Source organism: Marisediminicola sp. LYQ134 (assembly GCF_046599635.1).
GTDB lineage: Bacteria > Actinomycetota > Actinomycetes > Actinomycetales > Microbacteriaceae > Marisediminicola.
In genome coordinates this window covers 809,216-830,528 of the sequence record NZ_JBKIWP010000002.1, presented here as the reverse complement: position 1 = coordinate 830,528, position 21,313 = coordinate 809,216, and the positions used below count along the sequence as shown (strand labels likewise).

At 70.3% G+C, this 21,313-nt stretch carries 20 protein-coding genes and 2 pseudogenes; 13 read left to right on the top strand and 9 right to left on the bottom strand.

All coding sequences use genetic code 11. The features are described 5' to 3' along the window. Positions 1-36: 36 nt before the first annotated feature. Positions 37-816: a hypothetical protein gene (locus ACLHIH_RS12545; RefSeq protein ID WP_411317159.1), complete on the top strand. Its 780-nt coding sequence runs from the start codon at positions 37-39 to the stop codon at positions 814-816. A gap of 12 nt (positions 817-828) precedes the next feature. On the opposite strand, the gene ACLHIH_RS12540 is transcribed toward ACLHIH_RS12545, so the two are convergent. Beyond that, positions 829-1,200 (bottom strand): YccF domain-containing protein, encoded by a 372-nt coding sequence (locus ACLHIH_RS12540; protein ID WP_411317158.1) that lies wholly within the window; start codon positions 1,198-1,200, stop codon positions 829-831. Between the two features lie 59 nt (positions 1,201-1,259). Further along, positions 1,260-2,204 carry a GntR family transcriptional regulator gene (locus ACLHIH_RS12535; RefSeq protein WP_411317157.1) on the bottom strand — a complete coding sequence of 315 codons (945 nt, stop codon included), beginning with the start codon at positions 2,202-2,204 and terminating at the stop codon, positions 1,260-1,262. A 361-nt stretch (positions 2,205-2,565) separates the two neighbouring features. On the opposite strand from ACLHIH_RS12535, the gene ACLHIH_RS12530 reads away from it, so the two are divergent. Genes ACLHIH_RS12530 through ACLHIH_RS12500 form a run of 7 tightly spaced genes read left to right on the top strand, consistent with a single transcriptional unit; the run spans position 2,566 to position 8,763 of the window. Beyond that, positions 2,566-5,370: a DUF4040 family protein gene (locus tag ACLHIH_RS12530; protein ID WP_411317156.1), complete on the top strand. Its 2,805-nt coding sequence runs from the start codon at positions 2,566-2,568 to the stop codon at positions 5,368-5,370. Then, the gene (locus ACLHIH_RS12525) at positions 5,367-5,792 is read left to right on the top strand and encodes a sodium:proton antiporter (protein ID WP_411317155.1); all 426 of its coding nucleotides are present in this window, start codon (positions 5,367-5,369) and stop codon (positions 5,790-5,792) included. Before ACLHIH_RS12530 ends, ACLHIH_RS12525 begins: the two co-directional genes overlap by 4 nt. Next, positions 5,789-7,303 (top strand): monovalent cation/H+ antiporter subunit D family protein, encoded by a 1,515-nt coding sequence (locus ACLHIH_RS12520; RefSeq protein ID WP_411317154.1) that lies wholly within the window; start codon positions 5,789-5,791, stop codon positions 7,301-7,303. The genes ACLHIH_RS12525 and ACLHIH_RS12520 overlap by 4 nt, the downstream gene beginning before the upstream one ends. Further along, a complete protein-coding gene (locus ACLHIH_RS12515) occupies positions 7,300-7,659 on the top strand; it encodes a Na+/H+ antiporter subunit E (RefSeq protein WP_411317153.1) in 360 nt (119 codons plus the stop codon). The genes ACLHIH_RS12520 and ACLHIH_RS12515 overlap by 4 nt, the downstream gene beginning before the upstream one ends. Beyond that, complete coding sequence (locus tag ACLHIH_RS12510; protein ID WP_411317152.1) at positions 7,656-7,916, top strand: monovalent cation/H+ antiporter complex subunit F; 261 nt, start codon at positions 7,656-7,658, stop codon at positions 7,914-7,916. The genes ACLHIH_RS12515 and ACLHIH_RS12510 overlap by 4 nt, the downstream gene beginning before the upstream one ends. Then, positions 7,913-8,248 carry a monovalent cation/H(+) antiporter subunit G gene (gene mnhG / locus ACLHIH_RS12505; protein WP_411317151.1) on the top strand — a complete coding sequence of 112 codons (336 nt, stop codon included), beginning with the start codon at positions 7,913-7,915 and terminating at the stop codon, positions 8,246-8,248. Before ACLHIH_RS12510 ends, mnhG begins: the two co-directional genes overlap by 4 nt. Next, positions 8,245-8,763: a DUF6611 family protein gene (locus ACLHIH_RS12500; RefSeq protein ID WP_411317150.1), complete on the top strand. Its 519-nt coding sequence runs from the start codon at positions 8,245-8,247 to the stop codon at positions 8,761-8,763. Before mnhG ends, ACLHIH_RS12500 begins: the two co-directional genes overlap by 4 nt. Positions 8,764-8,796: 33 nt before the next feature. Here the strand turns inward: ACLHIH_RS12500 and pdxA are convergent, their stop codons facing one another. From pdxA to ACLHIH_RS12485, 3 genes are read right to left on the bottom strand one after another with little or no spacing between them, the layout of a single operon-like run. Further along, positions 8,797-9,861, bottom strand: a complete 1,065-nt coding sequence (gene pdxA / locus ACLHIH_RS12495) for a 4-hydroxythreonine-4-phosphate dehydrogenase PdxA (protein WP_411317149.1) — start codon at positions 9,859-9,861, stop codon at positions 8,797-8,799. Beyond that, positions 9,858-11,342: a four-carbon acid sugar kinase family protein gene (locus ACLHIH_RS12490; RefSeq protein WP_411317148.1), complete on the bottom strand. Its 1,485-nt coding sequence runs from the start codon at positions 11,340-11,342 to the stop codon at positions 9,858-9,860. The genes pdxA and ACLHIH_RS12490 overlap by 4 nt, the downstream gene beginning before the upstream one ends. Next, positions 11,339-12,493 (bottom strand): 2-keto-3-deoxygluconate permease, encoded by a 1,155-nt coding sequence (locus ACLHIH_RS12485; protein WP_411317147.1) that lies wholly within the window; start codon positions 12,491-12,493, stop codon positions 11,339-11,341. The genes ACLHIH_RS12490 and ACLHIH_RS12485 overlap by 4 nt, the downstream gene beginning before the upstream one ends. Before the next feature lie 247 nt (positions 12,494-12,740). Here ACLHIH_RS12485 and ACLHIH_RS12480 point away from each other — a divergent pair, with 247 nt between their 5' ends. The 3 genes from ACLHIH_RS12480 (at position 12,741) to ACLHIH_RS12470 (ending at position 15,627) form a co-directional block, all read left to right on the top strand. Then, complete coding sequence (locus tag ACLHIH_RS12480; protein WP_411317146.1) at positions 12,741-12,962, top strand: hypothetical protein; 222 nt, start codon at positions 12,741-12,743, stop codon at positions 12,960-12,962. Between the two features lie 130 nt (positions 12,963-13,092). Further along, positions 13,093-14,265, top strand: coding sequence for a GAF domain-containing protein (locus ACLHIH_RS12475; RefSeq protein ID WP_411317145.1), 1,173 nt, complete (start codon positions 13,093-13,095; stop codon positions 14,263-14,265). Positions 14,266-14,361: 96 nt separating this feature from the next. Then, positions 14,362-15,627 carry a GAF domain-containing protein gene (locus ACLHIH_RS12470; RefSeq protein WP_411317144.1) on the top strand — a complete coding sequence of 422 codons (1,266 nt, stop codon included), beginning with the start codon at positions 14,362-14,364 and terminating at the stop codon, positions 15,625-15,627. An 18-nt stretch (positions 15,628-15,645) separates the two neighbouring features. Here ACLHIH_RS12470 and ACLHIH_RS12465 read toward each other — a convergent pair whose 3' ends face one another. Both ACLHIH_RS12465 and ACLHIH_RS12460 read right to left on the bottom strand, forming a co-directional pair. Then, on the bottom strand, positions 15,646-16,035 hold the full coding sequence (locus tag ACLHIH_RS12465; RefSeq protein WP_411317143.1) for a TIGR03618 family F420-dependent PPOX class oxidoreductase: 390 nt from the start codon (positions 16,033-16,035) through the stop codon (positions 15,646-15,648). Positions 16,036-16,128: 93 nt separating this feature from the next. Next, positions 16,129-16,848: a nuclease-related domain-containing protein gene (locus ACLHIH_RS12460; protein ID WP_411317142.1), complete on the bottom strand. Its 720-nt coding sequence runs from the start codon at positions 16,846-16,848 to the stop codon at positions 16,129-16,131. 235 nt (positions 16,849-17,083) lie between these two features. On the opposite strand from ACLHIH_RS12460, the pseudogene ACLHIH_RS12455 reads away from it, so the two are divergent. Both ACLHIH_RS12455 and ACLHIH_RS12450 read left to right on the top strand, forming a co-directional pair. Further along, positions 17,084-17,479, top strand: a pseudogene (locus ACLHIH_RS12455) (DapH/DapD/GlmU-related protein); the annotation flags it as partial. Between the two features lie 81 nt (positions 17,480-17,560). Further along, a pseudogene (locus ACLHIH_RS12450) lies at positions 17,561-17,719 on the top strand (DapH/DapD/GlmU-related protein); the annotation flags it as partial. Between the two features lie 1,178 nt (positions 17,720-18,897). Here ACLHIH_RS12450 and ACLHIH_RS12445 read toward each other — a convergent pair. Beyond that, the gene (locus ACLHIH_RS12445) at positions 18,898-20,478 is read right to left on the bottom strand and encodes a PfkB family carbohydrate kinase (protein WP_411317141.1); all 1,581 of its coding nucleotides are present in this window, start codon (positions 20,476-20,478) and stop codon (positions 18,898-18,900) included. Further along, complete coding sequence (gene kduI / locus ACLHIH_RS12440; RefSeq protein WP_411317140.1) at positions 20,475-21,299, bottom strand: 5-dehydro-4-deoxy-D-glucuronate isomerase; 825 nt, start codon at positions 21,297-21,299, stop codon at positions 20,475-20,477. Before kduI ends, ACLHIH_RS12445 begins: the two co-directional genes overlap by 4 nt. Between the last annotated feature and the right edge of the window lie 14 nt (positions 21,300-21,313).

Genomic DNA, 21,313 nt, shown 5'->3' with positions numbered 1-21,313 from the left:
CACGGTCGGCCCCCGCCGAGGTGCGAAACTGTCGGTGTGAACGACGAGAGACCGCGCCTACCGACCACCCGTTTGCAGGTCGTGCTCAACCTGGGTGACAAGAGGGCCGCGAAGCTTGCCCTGCCCCGCACCCTCGACCACCCCGAGCTCGATGCCGAGTGGGACGAGGAGACGAGGTCGACCGCCGTGTCGGTCGACTTCGCCCGCGGGCAAGTGCACCTCGATGTCTCGGACGACGGCATCGAGCACCATTTCCACACCGCTTCGGGGTCGGCGACCGACCGCAACCCGTTCTCGCGGTCCGACGCCGACGCCGTTCTCACGTGGGCGCTCGCGTTCGCGGCCGACGTGCACGCGCTCATGCCCGGACTCGAAGAGGATGCCGGTGAAGCGGCGGCCTGGCACGACGAGGGCTACACGATCTACGTGTGCGAGACCGAGCCCGCGCAGCTCGATCTGCTCGAGATCGACATCGAGGGCGAGATCCTCACCCTTCCGTGGCTCGGCTCGGGGCAGGTCGACCAGCAGCACGTCGAGGGCGACAATCACCCCATCGAGTTGCTCTGGCACCCGACCGGCGAACCCGACCGACCGATCGCGCGCGCGTGGCTCGACCCGCGCACCGAGGAGCCGAAGTGCGCGAGCATCCCCGGCGTCGACTGGACCGAGGTCGGTCTCGCCGAAGCCGAAGTTCTCACGTGGCTCGAAGACATCTACCTCAACCACCACGTGATCGAAGACCCGGCGTCTGCCGTCTTCATCGCGGCTCTCGAGCGCATCGCGGGCATCGACGGGGCCGAGCGCGACGAGGCGTAGCCGCCGCGGCAATCAGTGGTCGACGATCTCCTTGCCGAGGGGCAGGAGCGCGACGGGCACCATCTTGAAGTTGGCGATGCCGAACGGGATGCCGATGATCGTGATGCACAGCGCGATGCCGCTGAAGATGTGGGAGAGGGCGATCCACCAGCCGGCGAGCAGAACCCAGATGACGTTGCCGATCGCCGACCACGCACCCGACCGGGGCCTCTCGACCACGGTCTTGCCGAACGGCCACAGCGAGTAGACGGCGATGCGCGCCGACGCGATGCCCCACGGGATGGTCACGATGAGGATGCACATGATGACGGCGGCGAGCATGTATCCGAGGAAGAGCCAGAACCCCGAGAGCACGAGCCAGATGATGTTGAGCAGTGTCTTCATGATGCGGCCAGTCTGACAGGCGGGCCTGACAGCGAACAGGCGGGCAGGGTCACCCGTCGCTAGCGGGCGTCACCCTCCCGCGCCATGGCCGCGAGTTCGGCGAGCTCGCGAGACAGCGCGGCGATCCGGTCGGCGAGCGTCACACCGGGCGACCCGGGCTCTCCGGGCGCAGAGGTCACGCCGGGCGCAGACGTCACCCCGGGCGCGGCGGCGACGTCGTCGAACGCCGCGGTGCGCGCATCCGATCCGGGCACGACGTCGATGTCGAAGACGACCCGGTCGGCGCGGTGCCACGTGCGGAACACCTCGACGGGCCGGCCGTTCTGGTCGACGCTCGTGCCTTCGAGCAGCAGGAGCGGCGCCCCCGCCTCGATCTCGAGGTGGCGGGCGAGGCTCGCGGATGCCGCGACACCGCGCACCTGGCGTCGACCCGCCACGACGGTGACACCGCGGGTCCGCTTGAGCGTCGCGTGCAGCGAGGCGTCGGTGAGCTCCTCGGCACCGAGGTCACCCGCGAGGGCGCGGGGCAGCCAGGTGTGGATGACCGCGATCGGTTCGCCGTCGGTCGAGCGCACGCGGCGCAACTCGACGACCGTCTCGACACCCAGTGCCTCGCGAGCACGCGTGTCGTCGGCCTCGCCGAGGGAGAGCACGCGAGTGGTCACGTGGGCGAGCTGCGTCGAGAGACCGGAGATGCGCTGCACGAGCCTGTGGTGTTCGCCGCGCGGCGCGACGACACTGCCGCGCCCGCGACCGCGGGTCACGAGGCCTTCGGCCGAGAGGGCGAGGAGCGCTTGCCTCACGACCGAGCGAGAGATGCCGAACTTCTCCTGGAGCTGCGCTTCGGTGGGGAGGCTCGAGCCCGCCGGAAGCGATCCGTCGGTGATGCGCGCGCGGAGGGCGGCGCTCAGCTGCTGGTGCAGGGGCGCTCGGCTCTGCGGGTCGAGGGCGTCATCCGCGAGTTCGTCGAGCCACACGGGCGCCTCCTCTTCACGGTCGGACATGTCGTCGTCGTTCGGGCCGACGATCGGGTGCGTCCGCGATCCGAGCGTACAAGGCGGCGAACTCCCCCGAGGGACCACATGTCCGGACCGGTTTCTCAGGATTCACCTGTACGTTAGCCGGGTGTTTACCGGGATGAGTGCTGCGCGGATCGGCTTCGAGCCGACCCACCGCGTTTTCGGGTGCCCCGGCACCAACGGGTACCTCTCGACATGGGGCGCCATTCTCGCGGGAACCTCCCCCCACTCGATCGTCGCGTCAGCGTCGATCGAAGCTCACTAAGCGCCTCGCGCGAGTGGGCGGACCCCCGTCTCGGGTTCGATCGGCAGCAGTTCTCTGTCGTGTCAACCCGAATGGTCTCCGTTGCTTCTCGCCTCCCTCGCGCTTCTCGCTGCCGCGTGCATCGCCGCCGCCCTCCTCGGTCGCGCCCTCGGGCGGGAGAACGGCTTTCTGCTCGCGGCACCCCTGCTCGCCGCCGCCGGGCTCCTCGCGGCGGCGAGCACGGGCGCATCCGGCTCTGCGGCCCCCGAGCAAGCGTGGTCGTGGATGCCGTCACTCGGCATCTCGTTCGCCCTGCGGCTCGACGGCCTGAGCCTGCTGTTCGCCCTCCTCGTGACCGTCGTCGGCGCGGGGGTCTTCGCCTACGCCGCGCGCTACCTCGGCAAGGGCGGTCACCGGCGCTTCTTCGTGCTCATGTCGGTGTTCGCTCTCGCGATGCTCCTGCTCGTGCTCGCCGACGATGTCGTGCTGCTGTTCGTCGCGTGGGAGGCGACGACGCTGTGCTCGTTCTTCCTCATCGCGCGCTCGGGCGAGCACGCCAACGAGCCGGCGATCCGCACGCTGCTCGTGACGGCCCTCGGCGGGCTGAGCCTTCTCGGCGCCGCCGCCACGATGGCCGTCGCGGCCGGCACCACTCGCTTGAGCGAGATTCTCGCGGCCGACTTCTGGTCGGATGATTCCGCGCTCACCGCGTGGGTCGTCGTTCTGCTCGTCGTCGCGGCGTTCACGAAGTCGGCCCAGTTTCCCTTCCACGCGTGGTTGCCCGACTCGATGGTCGCGATCACCCCCGTGAGCGCCTACCTGCACGCCGCGGCGATGGTCAAGGCGGGCATCTACCTGCTCCTGCGCTTCTCACCCGTGCTCAACGACAACGCGCTCTGGTCGACCCTCCTCATCTCGAGCGGCCTCATCACGGCGATCATCGGCGGCATCGCAGCGCTGCGCTGCACCGACCTCAAGGCACTTCTCGCCTACTCCACGATCAGCCAGCTCGGGTTGCTCGTCGCGCTCATCGGGGTCGGCACTCCCGCCGCCCTCACGGCCGCCGTCGCGCACACGGTCGCCCACGCCCTCTTCAAGGCGGCCCTCTTCATGATCGTGGGCATCCTCGACCACCGAGCGGGAACGCGAGACATCAACGCTCTCGCGAAACTGCGCATCCGGATGCCCGTGACCCTCACGGTCGCCGCGATCGCGGCCCTCTCGATGGCCGGGGTTCCGCCGCTGCTGGGCTTCGTGAGCAAAGAGAGCATGTTCGACGCCCTGCTCGAGACTCCGGGGCCCGCGTGGCTCGCGGGTGTCGTCACGACCGCCGTCGCGGTGACGGCAGTGCTCACCTTCGCCTACGCCGGTCGGTTCGTGATCGGCGCGATGGGCGGGCGCACGGGCCGCATCGTGCGCGAAGCCGCCCCCTCGTTCTGGATCGTGCCCGCCCTGTGTGCCGCCGCGGGCCTCGGTCTCGGTGTCGCCCCCTTCCTCCTCGACCCCCTCGTGAGCCCTGCGACGACCGACGCGAGCGGAACGGTCGTCTCCGCCGACCTCGCCCTGTGGCACGGCCTCAACCTCCCGCTCCTCATCTCGGGCATCGTCATCGCCTCGGGTGCCGCTCTCGTGGTCTTCCGCTCGCGCGTCGAGACGGTCACCGCGCGCATGACGTTCCCGTTCTCGGCTCTCGCGGTCGTCGACAGCGTGCGCGCCGGCATCATCGCGGCCGGTGGTTTCGTGGGGCGTCTCACGGCGACCGACGCCCCCCGGCGCCACCTACTCCTTCCCGTCGTGAGCCTCCTCGTGATCGCGGGCGCCGTGTCGCTCCTCCTGCGTGACCTGCCGGCCGTGGTCGGAGACCCGACCCGCCCGCTCGACTGGGTGCTCGTGGCCCTCATCGCCGTCGGCACGGTCGCTACGGTGCTCGCGCGCACCCGCGTCGCGGCCGTCGTCGTCGTGGGGGTGACCGGTTTCGCGATGACGCTCTGGTTCTTCTGGTTGGGTGCGGCGGATGTCGCGCTCACCCAGCTCCTCGTCGAGATCCTCACGGTCTGCGTGCTCGTGCTCGTGCTGCGCCGACTGCCGCGGACTTTCCGCCGTGACAGCACGCGTCGGCGCGTGTCGTCGGCCGTCGTCGCGGTCGCCGCGGGCGTCGCGACCTTCGCGGCCGTGCTGGCCTTCACGGGTCGTCGCGAGCTCTCGAACGCCGCCGACTATTTCCTGCGCAACGCCGAGGCCGAGACGGGCGGGGCCAACATCGTCAACACGATCCTCGTCGACTTCCGTGCACTCGACACACTCGGCGAACTCGTCGTGCTCGGGTTCGCGGGCGTCGCCCTCGCGGCCCTGCTCTCCTCCCGCCGCGCGATCTCCCCGCCGAGCGACGACACCGAGGTCGATGAGACCTCGCCCCTCGCCGACGCTGAGAGCAACGCGGTCTTCGCGCGCTCCCTCACGCGCTGGGCCGGCCCGCTCATCATCGTGCTCTCGATCGTGCTGCTGTGGCGTGGGCACCAGGAGCCGGGGGGCGGGTTCATCTCCGCCCTCGTCGGCGGGGCCGGGTTCACCCTGCTCTACCTCTCGGCCTCGACGGATGAGAGCGCCCGCATCCGTCTGCCATACATCCCGCTCATCGCGGCCGGGGTCATCGTCGCGACCGCGACCGGTATCGCCGGGTTCACCGAGGGCTCCTTCCTGCGCCCGCTCGAATTCGAGGTGCTCGGCTACAAGCTCACGACGGCGCTCATCTTCGACATCGGGGTCTACCTCGCGGTCATCGGAGTCGTGCTCGCCGCGCTCAACCTGCTCGGCGTGCACCGGCACGATCCACCAACGACTCGCGACGACGACACCGACACCGCCACCGCCGAACCGACACCGACCCCCGAGAGGAGCCTCACATGACACTCGCCATCACTGCAGGAGTGCTCGTGTGCGGAGCGGTTTACCTCTTGCTTCGGCGCGAGCTGCTGCGCGTCATCCTCGGCTTCGTGCTGCTCACCCACGCCGTCAACCTCATCCTCTTCGCCGCGGGGGGCACCGCGAATCGCGACGCACCGTTCGGCACCTTCGACGACACCGCCGGGGTCGCCGACCCTCTGCCGCAAGCGTTCGTGCTCACGGCGATCGTCATCGCGTTCTCGATCACGATCTTCCTGCTCGGCCTCGCGGTGACCGGTCGCGTGGACGACGACACGGTGGGTGACGACACGGTCGACCCCGATGCCGACGAGGACGCCGACGCGGATGCCGCCCACGCGGATGTCGCCGCCGCAGATCGGGCGGACACTGCTCGCCCCGCCGACCCCCGGGAGCGCACCTCGTGACGACCGCGCTGCTCCCCCTCTTCGTCGCGGCCCCGATGCTCGTCGCGGTCGTGCTGCTGCTCCTCGGGCGCCGCCCGCGACTGCAAGCGGGCATCCTCCTCGCGGGGTCCCTCGCCTCGATGGCGGGAGGCATCGCCCTCATCATCGCCGTGAGCGACGGCGGCGCCGTCGGGCACGGCGTGGGCGGGTGGCCCGGAGGAATCGCCATCCCCTTCGTCGCCGACATGTTCACGGCGCTCATGATCACGGCCACGGGGTTGCTCACGGCCGTGTGCTCGCTCTTCGCGATCGCCGCGGGCACCGCCGACGGGCGCTATTTCACGCCCCTCGTTCTCGTGCTCATGGCCGGGGTCAACGGCTCGCTCCTCACCGCCGACCTCTTCAACCTCTTCGTCTTCATCGAGGTCATGCTCCTGCCGTCGTACGCCCTGCTCGTGCTCGCGAGGCCGGGCGAGGGTCGCGCTCGTCAGGTGCGCGGCGCGCGGCTCTATGTGACCGTGAACCTGCTCACGTCGACGATCTTCCTCGCGGGAGTGGCGTTCATCTACGGCACCGCGGGCACCGTGAACCTCGGCGAGCTGCAGGGTGCCGCTCACGAGTCCGACTCGGTCGCCGCGGCGACGGGCATCGCCCTCTTCGCCCTCGCGATCAAAGCGGCGATCGTGCCGGTGCACGGATGGCTCGCCCGCGCGTATCCCTCGACCTCGCCCGCCGTCACGGCGCTGTTCTCCGGCCTCCACACGAAGGTCGCGATCTACGCGATCTACCGCATCTACGCCCAGGTGTTCGACGGCGACGACCGCTTCCTCACGATCGGCATCGTCGTGTTCAGCATCACGATGGTCGCGGGGGTGTTCGCCGCCGTCGGCGAGACGACGACACGGTCGATCCTCTCGTTCCACATGGTCAGCCAGATCGGCTACATCCTCATCGGTGTCGCGCTCTTCACCGGGGCGGGGCTCGCGGCCGGAATCTTCTACCAGATCCACCACATGGTCGTGAAGGCGGCACTCTTCCTCTCGACGGGCGCGATCGAAGTGCGTTACGGCTCCGGCACTCTCAAGAGACTCGGCGGCATGGCGCACCGCGAACCCGTGATCGCGGCGGTGTTCTTCGTCGCCGCGCTGTCGATGGCGGGCATCCCCCCGTTCTCCGGGTTCGTCGCGAAACTCGCCCTCGTGCTCGCGTCGCTCGAAGCGGGTCAGATCGCGGTCGTCGTCATCATGCTCGTCGTGAGCCTCATCACGCTCCTCTCGATGCTCAAGATCTGGTCGGGGGTGTTCTGGGGGCGCTTGCCCGACGACCACGAGTTCGCCCACGAGCACAGCCACGACGAGCAGGCTCGGCCGCCTCAGAAGGTCGGGGTCGCCCTCGCGGCTCCCGCGATGATCCTCGCGCTCATCACGATCGGGCTCGGACTCGGGGGCGAGGGGCTACTCGGTCTCGCCGACATCGCGGCCGAGTCGCTGCTCGACACGACCGACTACACCGAGGCGGTGATGGGCTCGTGAGCTGGCTCACCTGGGCGCCGCGCCTCGCCGGCTTCGCCGGATGGTTCGGCGTGGAGATCGTGCGCACCAACGTCGCGGTGCTCTCGGACAACCTGACACCGGGGCAGAACTCCGCACCGGGAATCGCGCGCTACGACACGCGGTGTCGCACCGAATTCGAGATCACCCTCCTCGGTTCGCTCATCACGCTCACGCCCGGCACCCTCACGCTCGGCACGACGCGAACGGATGCGGGCGACTGGGTGCTCTACGTCCACGGGATGTACAACGCCGACGCCGACGACCTCCGCTCGTCGCTGCACCACATGGAATCGCGGATGCTCGGAGCCGTGCGAAGGAAGGGGCTCACCGAATGATTCTCGCGATAGACATCGCCATCGCCATCATCGTGCTCGTCGGCATCGCCGCGACCTATCGGATGCTCGCGGGGCCCACCGACGCCGACCGCGCCGTCGGTGGGGACCTCCTGCTCTTCGGCCTCATCGGCCTCGTCGCCCTCGTGGGTGTGCGCATCGGCAGCACCGCGACCTTCGACATCGTGCTCGTCGCCGCTCTCCTCGGCTTTCTCACCGCGATCTCGCTCGCCCGCATCCTCACGAGAGGCAGACGATGACCGCCTTCGACATCATCGGCAGCGTGCTCGTCGTTCTCGGCGCCCTCGTCTTCGCCACGGCAGCACTCGGCGTGCTGCGATTCCCCGACGTCTACACGCGCGCCTCGGCGGTGGGCACGGCGGGCGGCCTCGGAATCGTGCTCGTCGTTCTCGGCGCCCTCGTTCTGCAACCGACGGTCGCCGATGCGGTCAAGGTCGTGATCATCGTGATTCTGCAGCTCGCGACATCCGCGATCGGCACCATCGCGATCGCGAGGTCGGCCTACCTCACGGGCACCGAGGCGAAACGACTCGAGTTCAACGAGCTCGAATCCGACGAGCTCGAGCGATGACCCTCTCCGTCGCGATGGTGCGGCACTGGCCGCGCTGGGCCCTCGACGGGCGCCACCGCTGGGGATACAGCAGGCTGCGATCGAGACGCTACGGAGCACAATCGCTCGCCGTGCACGTATACCAGCCCGGTGAGCCCCGCGTGCTGCGCCGCTGCGCACACTTGAGCCGCATGTGGACGCCGATCTCGGCCGTCGGCACCCTCACGACGGCCCCGACGGTCGCGGTGGTCGCCGAGATCTCGATGCTCTCGGCGAGCGCGGGGCCTCTCGCCCTGCTCATCCTCGCGGGCACGTCGCTCAATCGCATCTCGGCTCCCGTGCGCGCACGACTCATCACCGTATCGGCGAGACGCGCGGCGGCCCAAGGCGATGTCGCGGCCGACGCCGAGTTCCACGCGGTGCACGACATCCTCGACGCGCTGCGCGACGCCGAACGCCAACTCGACGCCGGTGCCATCACCGGCGCCGAGTTCGACGAGACGTGGGCGGGCGTCGCCGCGCGGATACCCCGCTAGTCGGCTCCGCCCGCCCAACGCGCGCCCGACGCGCTACTCGGCGGCGTCCATCTTCTGCGCGGTGCGCCACACGTGGTCCCACCCCGGGGCGAGGGCTGCGGCACGCTCGAGCGAGAGCACGAGGCTCGCCTCGCGCGCGATGCCCCGGCCCGCGATGTCGAACGCGGTTCCGTGGTCGACCGACACGCGCACGACGGGGAGCCCGACGGTGATGTTGACGCCGTCGTCGCCGTAGACGGCCTTGAACGGCGCGTGACCCTGGTCGTGATAGCAGACCACCACGAGCTTGAATTTGCCGCGCACGGCCGCCGGAATGAGGGCATCCCCGGGGAGAGGCCCCTCGACGGTGAGACCGCGCGAGCGCGCCTCCTCGACGGCGGGGGCGAGGATGTCGGCGTCTTCGTCGCCGAAGAGACGGTTCTCGCCCGCGTGGGGGTTGAGGCCCGCGAGGCCGATGCGCTCGTCGGGGGTGCCCATCGACTTCGCGAACGCGCCCGCGAGCTCGAGCACGTTGACGGTGCGGTCGAATGTGATGTTCTCGATCGCTTGCCGCATCGACACGTGGGTCGTGAGATGGAAGAAGTAGAGCTCGCCCGCGCTCAGCACGAGGGAGAAGTTCTCGACGCCGAACTCGTGGGCGAGCAGCTCGGTGTGGCCGGGCCACTTGTGCCCGCCCGCGTGCATCGCGGCCTTGTTGAGGGGCGCGGTGACGATGCCGTCGACCTCGCCCTCGCGAGCGAGACGGCAGGCTTCGACGACGAATCGGTAGGAACCGTCGCCGGCCTGGGCGCTCAGTTCGCCCAGCTTCACGTCGGCGAGCGACGGACCGGTCTGGATGAGCTCGATCGTGCCCGGCGTGTTGGTGGCGTCGGAGACACGCTCGATCACGCGCACGACGTCGGGGTCGCCGCCGACGTTCGAGACGCCGCGGCGCATCGCCGCCTCGTCGCCGATGACGACGGGAATGCACTTCTCCCGCACATCGTCGTGCCCGAGCAGTGATTTCGCCGTGATCTCGGGACCGATTCCGGCCACGTCACCGAGGGTGAGGGCGAGGCGGGGCAGCGGTGTGGTGGTGAGAGACGAGGTGGGGGTCAAGGTGTTCTCCTAGCGTCGAGCAGTGAAGCGGTGTGGTCCGCGATGTCGAGGGGCACGGCGGTGAGCGGCATGGCGGCGAGTTCGGGAACGATCTCGGTGAGGGATGTCTCCGTGCCGAACCCTCCAGCCTTCGTGACGACCGTGAGGCCGTGGGAGCGTCCACCCTCGACCACCCCGATGGGAATCCCCTCGCGGATCGCGTCGGTCACGCGCACGGCGTCGGCGTCGAGGCGCGCGAGCACGGCTCGAGCACCCTCCCCGCCCATGAGCACGAGGGCGTTCGCCGCGGTGTGCGCGATGACGGCGTCGGTGATGGTCGCGAGCCCCGCGGCGACGCGTTCGCTCGCGTCGGGGTCGGTTCCCCGCTCGGCGGGGGCGAGAACGGCGACGGCGGTGAGGCCCGAAGCTGTGCCGGGCACGCCTGCGCCGGGCACGCCTGCGCCGGGCACGCCTGTGCCGGGCACGCCTGAATTCAGGGCGTCGAGCTCGGCGCGGATCCACCGGGTCGCGGCATCCGTCGAGCTCACGTCGTCGAGGGTCGGGGCGAACGTGTGCACGGCCGTCGAGCTCGCGGCGAGGTGCGCGTGCTGGGCGCGCGAGACATCGTGGAGGGAACTGACCTGCACGACGACGACGCCGCCGGCGCCGGTCGACGGCGGCGGCGGGGTCACCGCGCTCGTCGAGGCGCCCGAACCCCACACGCTCGCCATGACCACCGCGAGACCGGCCGACCCCACGGGCACGACGCGCGCCCCGAGCGCGAGGATCGCGTCGCCGATGGTGTTCACTTCGGTGTCGGTGACCGCGTCGACGACGATCACGCGGTCGCCGTCTTCCGCGACCCCCGCGATGAGGTCGGCGAGCTCAGCGGCGCCGCGGCCGGCGGCCGACACCGAGGTGCTCGACGGGATGAGGTCGGCGAGCACGCTCGTGGTCACGGGGGTGACGGGGTCACGCCCGACCGACGTCGTCTCGACACCGGCTCCGTCGACGAGCAGTCGCCCGCCATCGACCGTGCGCCCCATGGCCGGATAGGCCGGGCACACGACGGCGATGGCGTCCGGGTGAACGAGGGTCCAGGCGTCGAGAGCGCCCTCGATCTGCGCGCTCACCGTTCCGCGCATCGTCGAATCGATTTTGAGGAAGACCCGGTCGATGCCCGACGCCGCGAGGGCGTCGACGGCGTCGCGTGTCTCGCGCTCGGCCTGGGGAGCGGAGTGCGCTCGCGCGTCGGTCACCACGGCCGTGACGCTGCCGTCCGCGGTCGTCACGCCCGCGGGGTCGGTGAGCACGAGCCTCGCGCTCCACCCTCGGCGAGAGAACTGCACCGCGGAGTCGTTCGCTCCCGTGAGGTCGTCGGCGACGATGCCCACCGAAACGGGCGCGGTCGTGTCGGCGAGCGCAGCGGTCTCCGATCGCTCGACCACGGCACTCTCCACGGCGCTCTCCTCGGGGCGCCCCGCGCGATGTCGGCCGGTCACGCGGTGTCGCCTCCGCGCGCACGACGGTCGCCGTCACTGTCGCGGTCGCGGTCGGCCTCGGGAGCGGGAGTGGTGTCGGTGTTGAGCGCGCTCGCGTCGGACCGCGACCCGAGCGCCGCGGCATCCGCCGCCACCTCACGATCGGTCACGTCGTCATCGGCGCCGGCGACGGGCGCATCCCGCAGTCCGCCCTGCTTCTTGAGCACCCACGCGGCGAGCAGCGGGGCGAGCACCGCCGACACGAGCACGGCCGCGGCGACCTGAGCGGTCGCGACCTCGACGAACGGCGCGAAGGTGGGGTCGGCCGCTCCGACGATCGCGGGGGTCGCGATGGCGTTGCCCGCGGTCGTGGCCGAAGCGATGCCGATGCCCGACTCCTTGCCGCGGCGCAGCAGCCAGCGGTAGCCGAAGTAGGCGATCGTTCCGGTGAAGAGGGTCGCGACGATGCCGACGAGGATTCCCGAGAGACCCCCGGTCACGACGTTGCCGAGGTTGATACCGGTGCCGAGCGCGAAGGCGAAGAACGGGATCACGATGTTGGGCACGGGTCGCATGACCTCGGTCCAGCGGGCGTCGAGGTTGCCCACGATGATGCCCGCGATGAGCGGGATCACTGCCGCGATGAGGAGGGTGATGGGGATGTCGGCGAGCCCGGCGACCCCGAGGAAGAGCAGCGAGAAGAAGGGGCCGTCGTTCACGGCCGAGGCGATGTAGGCACCGCGGTCGCGCTCGCGACCGTAGCGACCGGTGAAGGCGAGCCAGAGGCCGCCGTTGCTGTTGTCCATCGCGACGAGCAGGGCGAGGATCGAGACCCCGAGGATGCCCTCGATGCCGACGATCTGGCCGAGGAGCACGACGATCGTCGCGGGGATGATCGACTTGCAGAGCAGGAGCACACCGGATGTCGCGAGCACCGGCCCCGAGGTGCGGAGGGTGATCTGCATCCCGGTCGCGAAGATGAGCACACCGATGAGCGGGAGAGCGCTGTCGCGGAAGAGCGCCGTCGTGAAGTTGCCGAGTTCGAGGAATCCGGGTGCGAACGTGCCGACGATCGATCCGAGGATCAGGGGGATGAGCATGAGCCCGCCCGGGATCTTGTTCATCCCGTCGAACAGGGGGACTTTGCTGGTGACGTGCGATCCGGCTGCCATGGCGAATCTCCTCGAGTTGTGGCGTCTCTGCCTCGGTCGCGCCGTCGTTGTACGGACACGATGTACTGACATTAGGTGGGGTGCGGCATCCTGTCAACGCACAGCCGCACCCCCTTGCGGTCGCCCCTCCGATCGACTGGGCTTGCACGGGCGCGGGTGGTTGCGATCAGACCGAACCACCAGCACCGATTCATAAGCAGCACCGATTCGTAACCAGCACCGATCCCTACCTCCGAGAGGCTCACCCATGAGCGACACGACCGTGAACATCCCCGACGACGCCGACAACCCGCTCGTGCAGCCCGGAATCGACAAGCAGACGGTGACGAACGACGCCGTCGCGGGCGAGACCGTGATCGACACCGGTCACTACGCGGGCCCGACGGGCTCGGAGCCCCTCGAAGGAACCCCGACCCTCGGCGAGAACGACCTCGCGGGCGAGGACATCGACCTCGACGACGGCGAGTAGAGCGCACCGCCACGCCGCGCCGGGCCGCTAGGGCACTACAGTGTGATCATCCGGCCCAGCCCCCGCCGTTTCGCAACGGAGGGGACTCGCCATTCTCACGACATTCGATCGACTGGTCGCGCGTCCTCTCGTGCGCCTGTGGCTCCGGCACTCCTCCGACTCGTGGCAGCGACTGCCGGTTCCGCACGACTCGCCCCACGTGCACACCGTCGGCAGTGATGCCGATCGCGTGCTCATCGCGGGAGACGGCGCGGCGACCGGTCGCGGCGTCGTCACCCACGACCTCGGTCTGCCCGGATACCTGGCGCGCGCCGTATCGGAACGCACGCGGCGTGCGACCGACGTCGACATCGTCGTCGCGGGAGACATGACGGCGGCGGCGTGCCTCGAGTCGATCGCGAACCTCGAGCTCTCCCGCTTCGACTGTGTGCTGCTCGCCGTCGGAGGGGTCGAGGCCCTCGCGTTCACGCCGATCGAGGCGTGGGAACGCGACCTCGGTGCCCTCCTCGACCGCATCGACGCGGATGCCGCCCCCTCGACCGGCACGTCTCTTCTCTCGATCCCCCTCTTCGAGCCGCGACATCTCCTCCCGCGCTTTCTCGCGCGGGCCGTCAACCGTCGGGTGCGACTCATCAACGACGCCACGCGGCGCGTGCTCGCCGATCGTCGAGACGTGCACCTGATCACCGTCGGGCACACAGAAGTGCTCGAGTCGTCGGGAGCCCACACCTACGCCGTGTGGGCTGCGAGCGTCGCCCCCCACCTCGCCGCTCAGCTGCCGCTCGGCGACGAGGAGAGGCGCTCGCGTCGCGAAGAGACCACGAACGAGGCCGCGAGGCAAGCGGCCGTCGATCGCCTGGGCGCGCTCGCGAGTCGCGGGGACCCCGTGCTCGACGTGCTCACCGCGCGGGCGCGCGGACTCTTCGGCACCGCATACGCGGCGGTCACGATCATCGACGTCGACACTCAGAAGTCGGCGTCCACCGCCGGAGCCACAGACCTCGCGATGCCACGCAGCGAATCCTTCTGCGAGATGACGATCAGGCGGGCCGAGCACTTCGCCGTCGAAGACGCGACCCTCGACCCCCGGTATCGCGACTTCCGGTCTGTGACGGGTGACCCCCACTTCAGGTTCTACGCGGGATACCCGATCGAGTCGATGGACGGCGAACGCGTGGGTGCGCTGTGCGTCATCGACACGGCGGCGCGCGAGTTCACGCGCGACGACTCCGCGCTCCTGCGGTCACTCGCACTCCAGGCGCAGGAGCGCGTGCAAGAGCTGAGCGAGCCGCTCGACCCCTGACCGCGCGGTCGGGTCGACGCTCGCCCGGCGGCGCGAGGGAGAGTACCGTGGACGTCAGGTTCATGCCCGCCCAGATATCGCGTCATGAAAGCCCCCATGTCCCACCCGTTCGATCGCATCGTCGCGAGGCCGCTCATCGCGCTGTGGCTGCGGTTCTCGCCGCACTCGTGGGACCGTCTGCCCGTTCCGACCGACGAGCCGCGGGTCTTCGCCCCGGGGCGCGACCCCGACCGCATCCTGATCCTCGGCGACGGTCCGGCGACCGGGCGCGGGGTCATCACCTACGACCTCGCACTCCCGGGGGCGCTCGCGCGCCGACTGTCGGCACTCACGGGGCGCGGTGTCGACATCGAGATTTTGGTCGACGCGCGGATGACCGCCGCCGCTAGCCTCGCGGCGCTCGACGGGGTCGACCTCTCGCGGTTCGACGCGACCGTCGTCTCGGTCGGCCCCGTCGAGGCGCTGCGGTTCACGAGCATGGGCCGATGGGTGCGTGACCTCACGGCACTGCTCGACAGGCTCGACCGCGCGGCCCCCAACGCCATCACGTTCTTCATGGGGGTTCCGTTCTTCGACTCGCACCGCCACTTTCCGACAGCGCTCGCGCGTGCCGCCGACCGTCGTGTCGAGAGACTCAACCGGGCCGCGCGCGCCATCATCGCCCGGCGTCGCTCGACCGTCTTCGTGCCGATCGAACGCACGGCGTCTCTCGAAGCCGCGGATTCGGCGCGCTACATCGACCCCGCGACCATCGTCGCCGAGCACATCGTGCCCGCGCTGCCACCCCACGAGGTGAGGGAGGCGATCGCCGCGCGCACGCTCGCTGCCGACGGCGCCGCCCCGGTGGATGCCGCCACCGCGGCCGCCGCTGACGACGCCTACGAGTCGCAGCGCCTCATCGCGCTCGGCGCTCTCGGAATGACCGCGTCGATCGACGACCCCGTGCTCAACGGTCTGACCCGTCGGGCGCGCGAGCTGTTCGGCACGTCGATCGCGATCGTCAACCTCGTGGGTGAGCGCCGACTCACCTCCGCCTCGACGAGCGGCTATCCCGCCCTCGACGAACCGCGCGAAGAGACCTACTGCGACCTCACTATCCGCGAGGCCAAGCTGCTCGTGCTCGAAGACCTCGAGTCGGATGAGCGCGCCGCCCACTTGCGGGCCGAGTCGGCCAGGCACGGGGTGAGGTTCTATGCCGGCTACCCCATCGAGTCTCCCGACGGCCATCGCGTGGGCGCGTTCTGCGTGCTCGACTCGCAACCGCGCACCTTCTCCGACGACGACGCGATACTCCTCCGGTCGCTCGCGCTCGAAGCGCAGCGGCGACTGTGGGAGCTGTCACGCCGCCCCAGCGCCGACTAGCGCGCGACCGAGCGCCGGCTAGCGTTCGACCATGCCCGACGATCCGAGCACGCTCGTCACGGCGATCTCGATGACGACGCGCTGAGGGTTGATGCGGGGTTGCCGGTAGCGGCCGGCGTAGAGCTCCACGGCGTGGGCGACGGCATCCGGGTCGCGGTTGATGGTCGCGGTTCCGATGAACGAGATCCAGCGCCCCCCGTCGACCTGGCCGACGGTCGCGTGGCCGCCGCGTTCGACGTTGAGCACTTTCTGGGTGCCGTCAGACGTGATGATGCGCACGACACCGTTCTCCACGGTGAACCCCACGGGCACCGAGTGGATGCTCCCGTCGGTGCTGTGCGTCGACAGGATCGCGAGGTGGCGGTCGGTCGTGAATGCGACGGCGTCGGGGGTGAGCTCGAGAGTCACGGTGCTCCTGGGGTCGGGGGTTCCTCGGGTCGGGGTTCCCCGGCTCGGGGTTCCATTCTCGCGGTGCGCGCCTGGGCGCTCGCGATCGGCCCGCTACGGCAGCAGCGCTCCCGCCACCATCGACCACAGCATCGGACCCACGGCAGGCACGGCGATGAGCGACGCCGCCACGACCCCGAGCCCCCACATCACGCGCACCCGGCGTGCTGCCCGCACGGAGCGGTGCAGTCGGGCGAACTCCGCGACGGCGTGCGGTGCGGCCGGGGCGTCGTCGCGCCAGTTGCCCGGGCTGTCGAGTGCCGCGACGGTGGCGGCGAGGGCGTCGGGTGCGAGCATCCGCTTCTGTTTCATGATCCAGCGCCGCAACCGTGCCGCGTCGAGCACCGTCACGTCGGCGGGAGCGGCTGTGATGCGCAGTTGTTTCGCCCCGACGACGGCGATCACGCCGCGCGCGGCGGGCGCTGCGGGGAGTCTCCGGCGCAGTGTCGCGGTCACGCCCGCGGCTTCTCTCGAGGATCTCCGGATGTGCGGCTGCCGCTGACCCGACACCATGAAGGTTGTTCCGGCGACCCACACGTTTCTGCCGCGGTGGTGTTTGGTGTTGATGGTGAACACGCCTCCCGGGCCGACCACGAGGTGGTCGATGTCGGCGCGTCCGGTGCCGACGGGCACGGAGTGGAACACGGTGTAGTCGTCGGGCAGGGCCGCGAGCATCCGTCCGACCTCGAGTTCGCCGAGCGCGCCCTGATACCAGGGGTGCATCTCGTCGCTCAGGGGCGGCATGCCGGGGATGCGTGCGAGCAGCCGTCTCATGTGGGTCCGCCGTTCGTCGGATGTCGAGCAGCGCCCGTCGTCTGTGGGTGAACGACTTCGTGACCGCACCCCACGCGCGGCGATCCCTGCTGTGCGTCAGCTCACCACACGCTGTGCGTGCGCGGATAGACCCACGTGAGGGGGTCAGCGACGCGGTCGGTGATGGAGCGTCACACGCTCCCGCGCGCCGTTCCAGGTGACGAGTAGACAGTCGACGCTCGGTGGGGCGGGCGACATGACGCGAGCACAACTGCGTCGGGTGCGGAAGGATGGAGAGGGGCACCGTTGCGCTCATCCTGCCCGACGACGTGGAGGCCGCATGACCGACCGGTTCGAGTTCTCGCCGTGGGATTTCTGGCGCGGTGCCGACGCCTCCGCTCGCGACGCACAGCTGACGCGACAGGGTGAACTCACCTCCGGTCCGTCACCGATTTCCCTCGGTGAGCGGTGCTTCGTCGCGCGCGGGGCGGCGGTCGACGTCGACGGGCTGCGGCTGGGTGACCGGTCCTACGTCGCGGCCGGCGCCTACCTGACCGGCGACCTGACCGTCGGCGACGATGTGAGCGTCAACCCCTACACGGTCGTGCGCGGCCGAGTGACCATCGGTGACGCCACGCGCATCGGTGCGCACACCTCGATCCTCGGTTTCAACCATCGGATGGACGACCCCGACCTCGAGATCTTCCGTCAGCCTCTCGTGTCGAAGGGCATCGTGATCGGCAGGGACGTGTGGGTGGGGTCGCACGTGGTCGTGCTCGACGGCGTGACCGTCGGAGACAAGGCCGTGCTCGCGGCCGGAGCGGTCGTGACCAAAGACGTTCCCGCGGGCGCGATCGTGGGCGGCAACCCCGCGAAACTGATCCGATGGCGCGTGGCCCCCGCGACACCCGAAGGTGGCGAGCGGGTGTCGCACGCGCCCGCCGATCTCGCCGAGCGGCTCGCGCGGTTCGGCAGGCGCGCTCGCGACGAGGCGACATCGGTTCTCGAGCGAAGTTGGGACTCGACCCTGCGCCTCTTCGTCGACCGCCCGGGCGACGCCCCGACGGTGCGAGCGCAGTGCGACGCGGTCGAGCTCGCCGACCTGCTCCTCGGCAGCGCACCGCCGCAGTTGCCGAGAGCCGAACAGATCGACCGTCTGCTCGGCTGGCACGATCCGGCGAGCGGCCTCGTCGGGCGGCTCGACACGACGCGGGGGTCCGCCACGGTTCAGCAGTCCGCCACGACGCTGCCTCCCGACCCGACCGACGGCGACACGGCCTACCACGTGCTGTGCGTGGGCTACGCGCTCGACCTCCTCGGCGTCGACCTCGGCGCTGACGCCCCCCGACCCGAGCTGCTCGACGCACCGAGCGCTGAGGTGTTGCTGCGGTCGATCGCCGCGTTGCCTTGGCACGACGACCCGTGGAACGCGGGCCACTGGGTCGACGCCCACGGGACCGCGGCGCTCCGCCGGGCGGATGCGGCCGACCCGCGACTGTCGGCCCTCCTCGGGTGGCTCGTGCTCAACGCCGACCCGCGCACGGGCATGTGGGGATCACCGGATGCTCCCGGCGGGCTACGCCAGCTCGTCAACGGCTACTACCGCGCGACCCGGGGGACTTTCGCGCAGTGGGGCGTGGCCGTGCCGCATCCCGAGCGGGTCGTCGACACCGTGCTCGAGCACGCTCGTGACCCGCACTGGTTCGCTCCCGACCGCCTCGACGCGTGCAACGTGCTCGACGTGGCCCACCCGCTGTGGTCGACCCGCGCGAGCGGGCACCGTCGCGCCGAGGTGCTCGCCGTCGCGACCGCGCTGCTCGAGCGCGAGCTCGACGGCTGGGTGGAGGGGGCGGGGGTGTCGTTCCGCGCGCGAACACCGCAGACCGCGAGCCTGCCCGAGGCGCAGCCGGGGCTGCAGGGCACCGAGATGCATCTCGCGATCGTCTGGTATCTCGCCGACCTGCTCGGGCTCGCCGGCTCGCTCGGATACCGCCCGCGCGGGGTGCACCGGCCGGAGCCCGCGCGGCGCACTGGGTGAGCGCTGCCGGGCATCCCGGCAGGAGCGGGTGGCTACCGCTGCGCCATCCCGCGGCTCTCGGTGATCACGGCGGCGAGAGCGTCGAGTTGTGAGGCGTCTTCGAGCGCCGAGCCGACGGCCGCCACGCGCACGCCGGCCTCGAGAAACGTGGTGACGTTTCGCGCGTCGAGACCGCCCGTAGCGACGAAGCGCACGTGCGGAAAGGGGCCGCGCATGTGGCGGAACCACCCGGCACCGAGCCACTCGGCGGGGAACGCCTTCATCCAGGTGAGGCCGAGCGCGACCGCGGCCTGCACTTCGCTCGGTGTCGCGACGCCGGGCAGAATCGGGATGCCTCGCTTCTGGGCCGCGCGCACGATCTCGGGATCGGTGCCGGGCGAGACGAGGTAGGCCGCACCGCACTCGGCCGCACGATCGACCTGATCCGTTGTCAGAATCGTGCCCGCACCGACGAGCTTGCCCCGCAAAGCGCCGAGACGCACGACCTCCCGGAGGGCCCGCTCGTCTTCGTCGGTCTGCAGCGGCACCTCGACGGCATCGATGCCGAGATCCCACGCGGTGGTCGCGAGCCGCACGGATCGCTCGAGCCCCATCCCCCGGAGGATCGCCATGATCGGGGCGCCGGCGAACGCCTCGTCGAAGAACTCGGTGCTCATCGTGGTGCCTTTCGTCGGGCTGTCTCGGTCTCTGCTGTCTCGGTCGGTGCTGTCTCGGTCGGTGCGGGGCTCGTCGATCGAGTCGCCCCGCGTTCTCAGGGTCGTCGCGGCACGGGCGTGACCGGCTCGCAGCCGGTCGCTCGGTGGTGCGCCGGCGAGGAGCGCGGCGAGGTATCCGCCCGCGAAGGCGTCGCCCGCGCCGACGGCGTCGACGACGTCGACCCGCTCGCTCGGCACGAAGAAGACGTCGTCTCCGATGTGCGCGGATGCTCCGACGTGGGCGTCTTTGACGATGACCTGCGGCACCTCGGCGAACCGCGCCCGGATCTCCGATGCCGTGGAGTCGCCCCACAGCGACTCCGCTTCATCGCGCCCCACGAGCAGAGCGTCGGCGCGACGCGCGAGCGCCTCGAGAGCGCCCGCGGCATCACGTGCACCCCACAGCGCCGGTCGATGGTTGACGTCCACGCTCACGAACACGCCGGCGTCACGCGCGCGCACGATGACCTCGTCGAGGAACTCCGCAGCTGAGGCGGAGAGGGCGAGAGTGATGCCGGAGATGTGCATCACCGCGACCCCCTCGAAGTCGAGGCCGCGCGCATCCGCCGCCGACAGGGTCGACGCCGCCGACCCCGCGCGGTAGTAGCGCACGGGCGCACCGGGGTCTTTGACGTAGAGCCCCGTCGGATGCTCGCGATCGATGATGACGCCGCGCGTGTCGACTCCGCGGCGGGTCAGCTGGTCGAGGATGCGCGCGCCGAGCGCATCGTCACCGAGGCGACTGAACCAGCGAGCCTCCCCTCCCGCTGCCGCGACGTGGGCGGCGACGTTCGATTCGGCACCCCCGGCATCGACGAGGAACGTCTCGGCCGTGCGCACTCCGCCGTCGACCGCGGGCGTGACGACCGCCATCGTCTCGCCGATGGCGAGCAGTGCGCCCGTGAGCGCCACCGTCATCTCAGCTCGGTGACGGGCGCGGCATCCATGTCATCGAAGGCCTGGTTCTCTCCCGCCATCGCCCACACGAACGAGTAGGCCGCCGTGCCGACGCCGGAGTGCAGCGACCAGCTCGGCGAGATCACCGCCTGCCGGTCGGCGACGACGAGGTGTCGGGTCTCCTGTCGTTCGCCGAGCAGGTGGATGACGCGCGCCTCCTCCGGCAGGTCGAAGTAGAGGTAGCACTCGGTGCGGCGATCATGGGTGTGCGCGGGCATGGTGTTCCACATCGACCCGTCGTGCAACTGGGTGACGCCCATGACGATCTGGCACGAGCGGATGCCGTTCTCGTGGATGTACTGGTTGAGGGTGCGCCGGTTCGACGTGCTCTGGTCGCCGAGCTCGCGCACCGTTCCTTCGCCGGGCGAGACGAGAGTGGTCGGGTAGCTCGTGTGCGCGGGCGCAGAGAAGAGGTAGAACTGGGCCTCGCCGTCGCCGTCGGCGAACGAGATGTCGCGCACACCTCGACCGAGGTAGAGGCACGCGCCCTTCACGAGCGTGTGGGTCTCGCCGTCGGCGGTGACCGTGCCGGTTCCGCCCACGTTGATGACGCCGAGTTCACGGTGCTCGAGAAAGGTCTCGCTGCGGATCTCGGGGTAGCCGGTGAGCTCGAGAGTCCCGCCGGCGGGCACGGCGCCCCCGAGCACGATGCGATCGTGGTGGGTGTAGGCGAGTCGGATCTCCCCCGCGACGAAGAGCTCGGGCAGCAGGTACTGCTGGCGCAATTGCGCGGTGGTCCAGCCGGGGATCTGCTCGGGGTTGGTCGCGTAGCGCTGTTCCATGTCTGTGGTTCTCC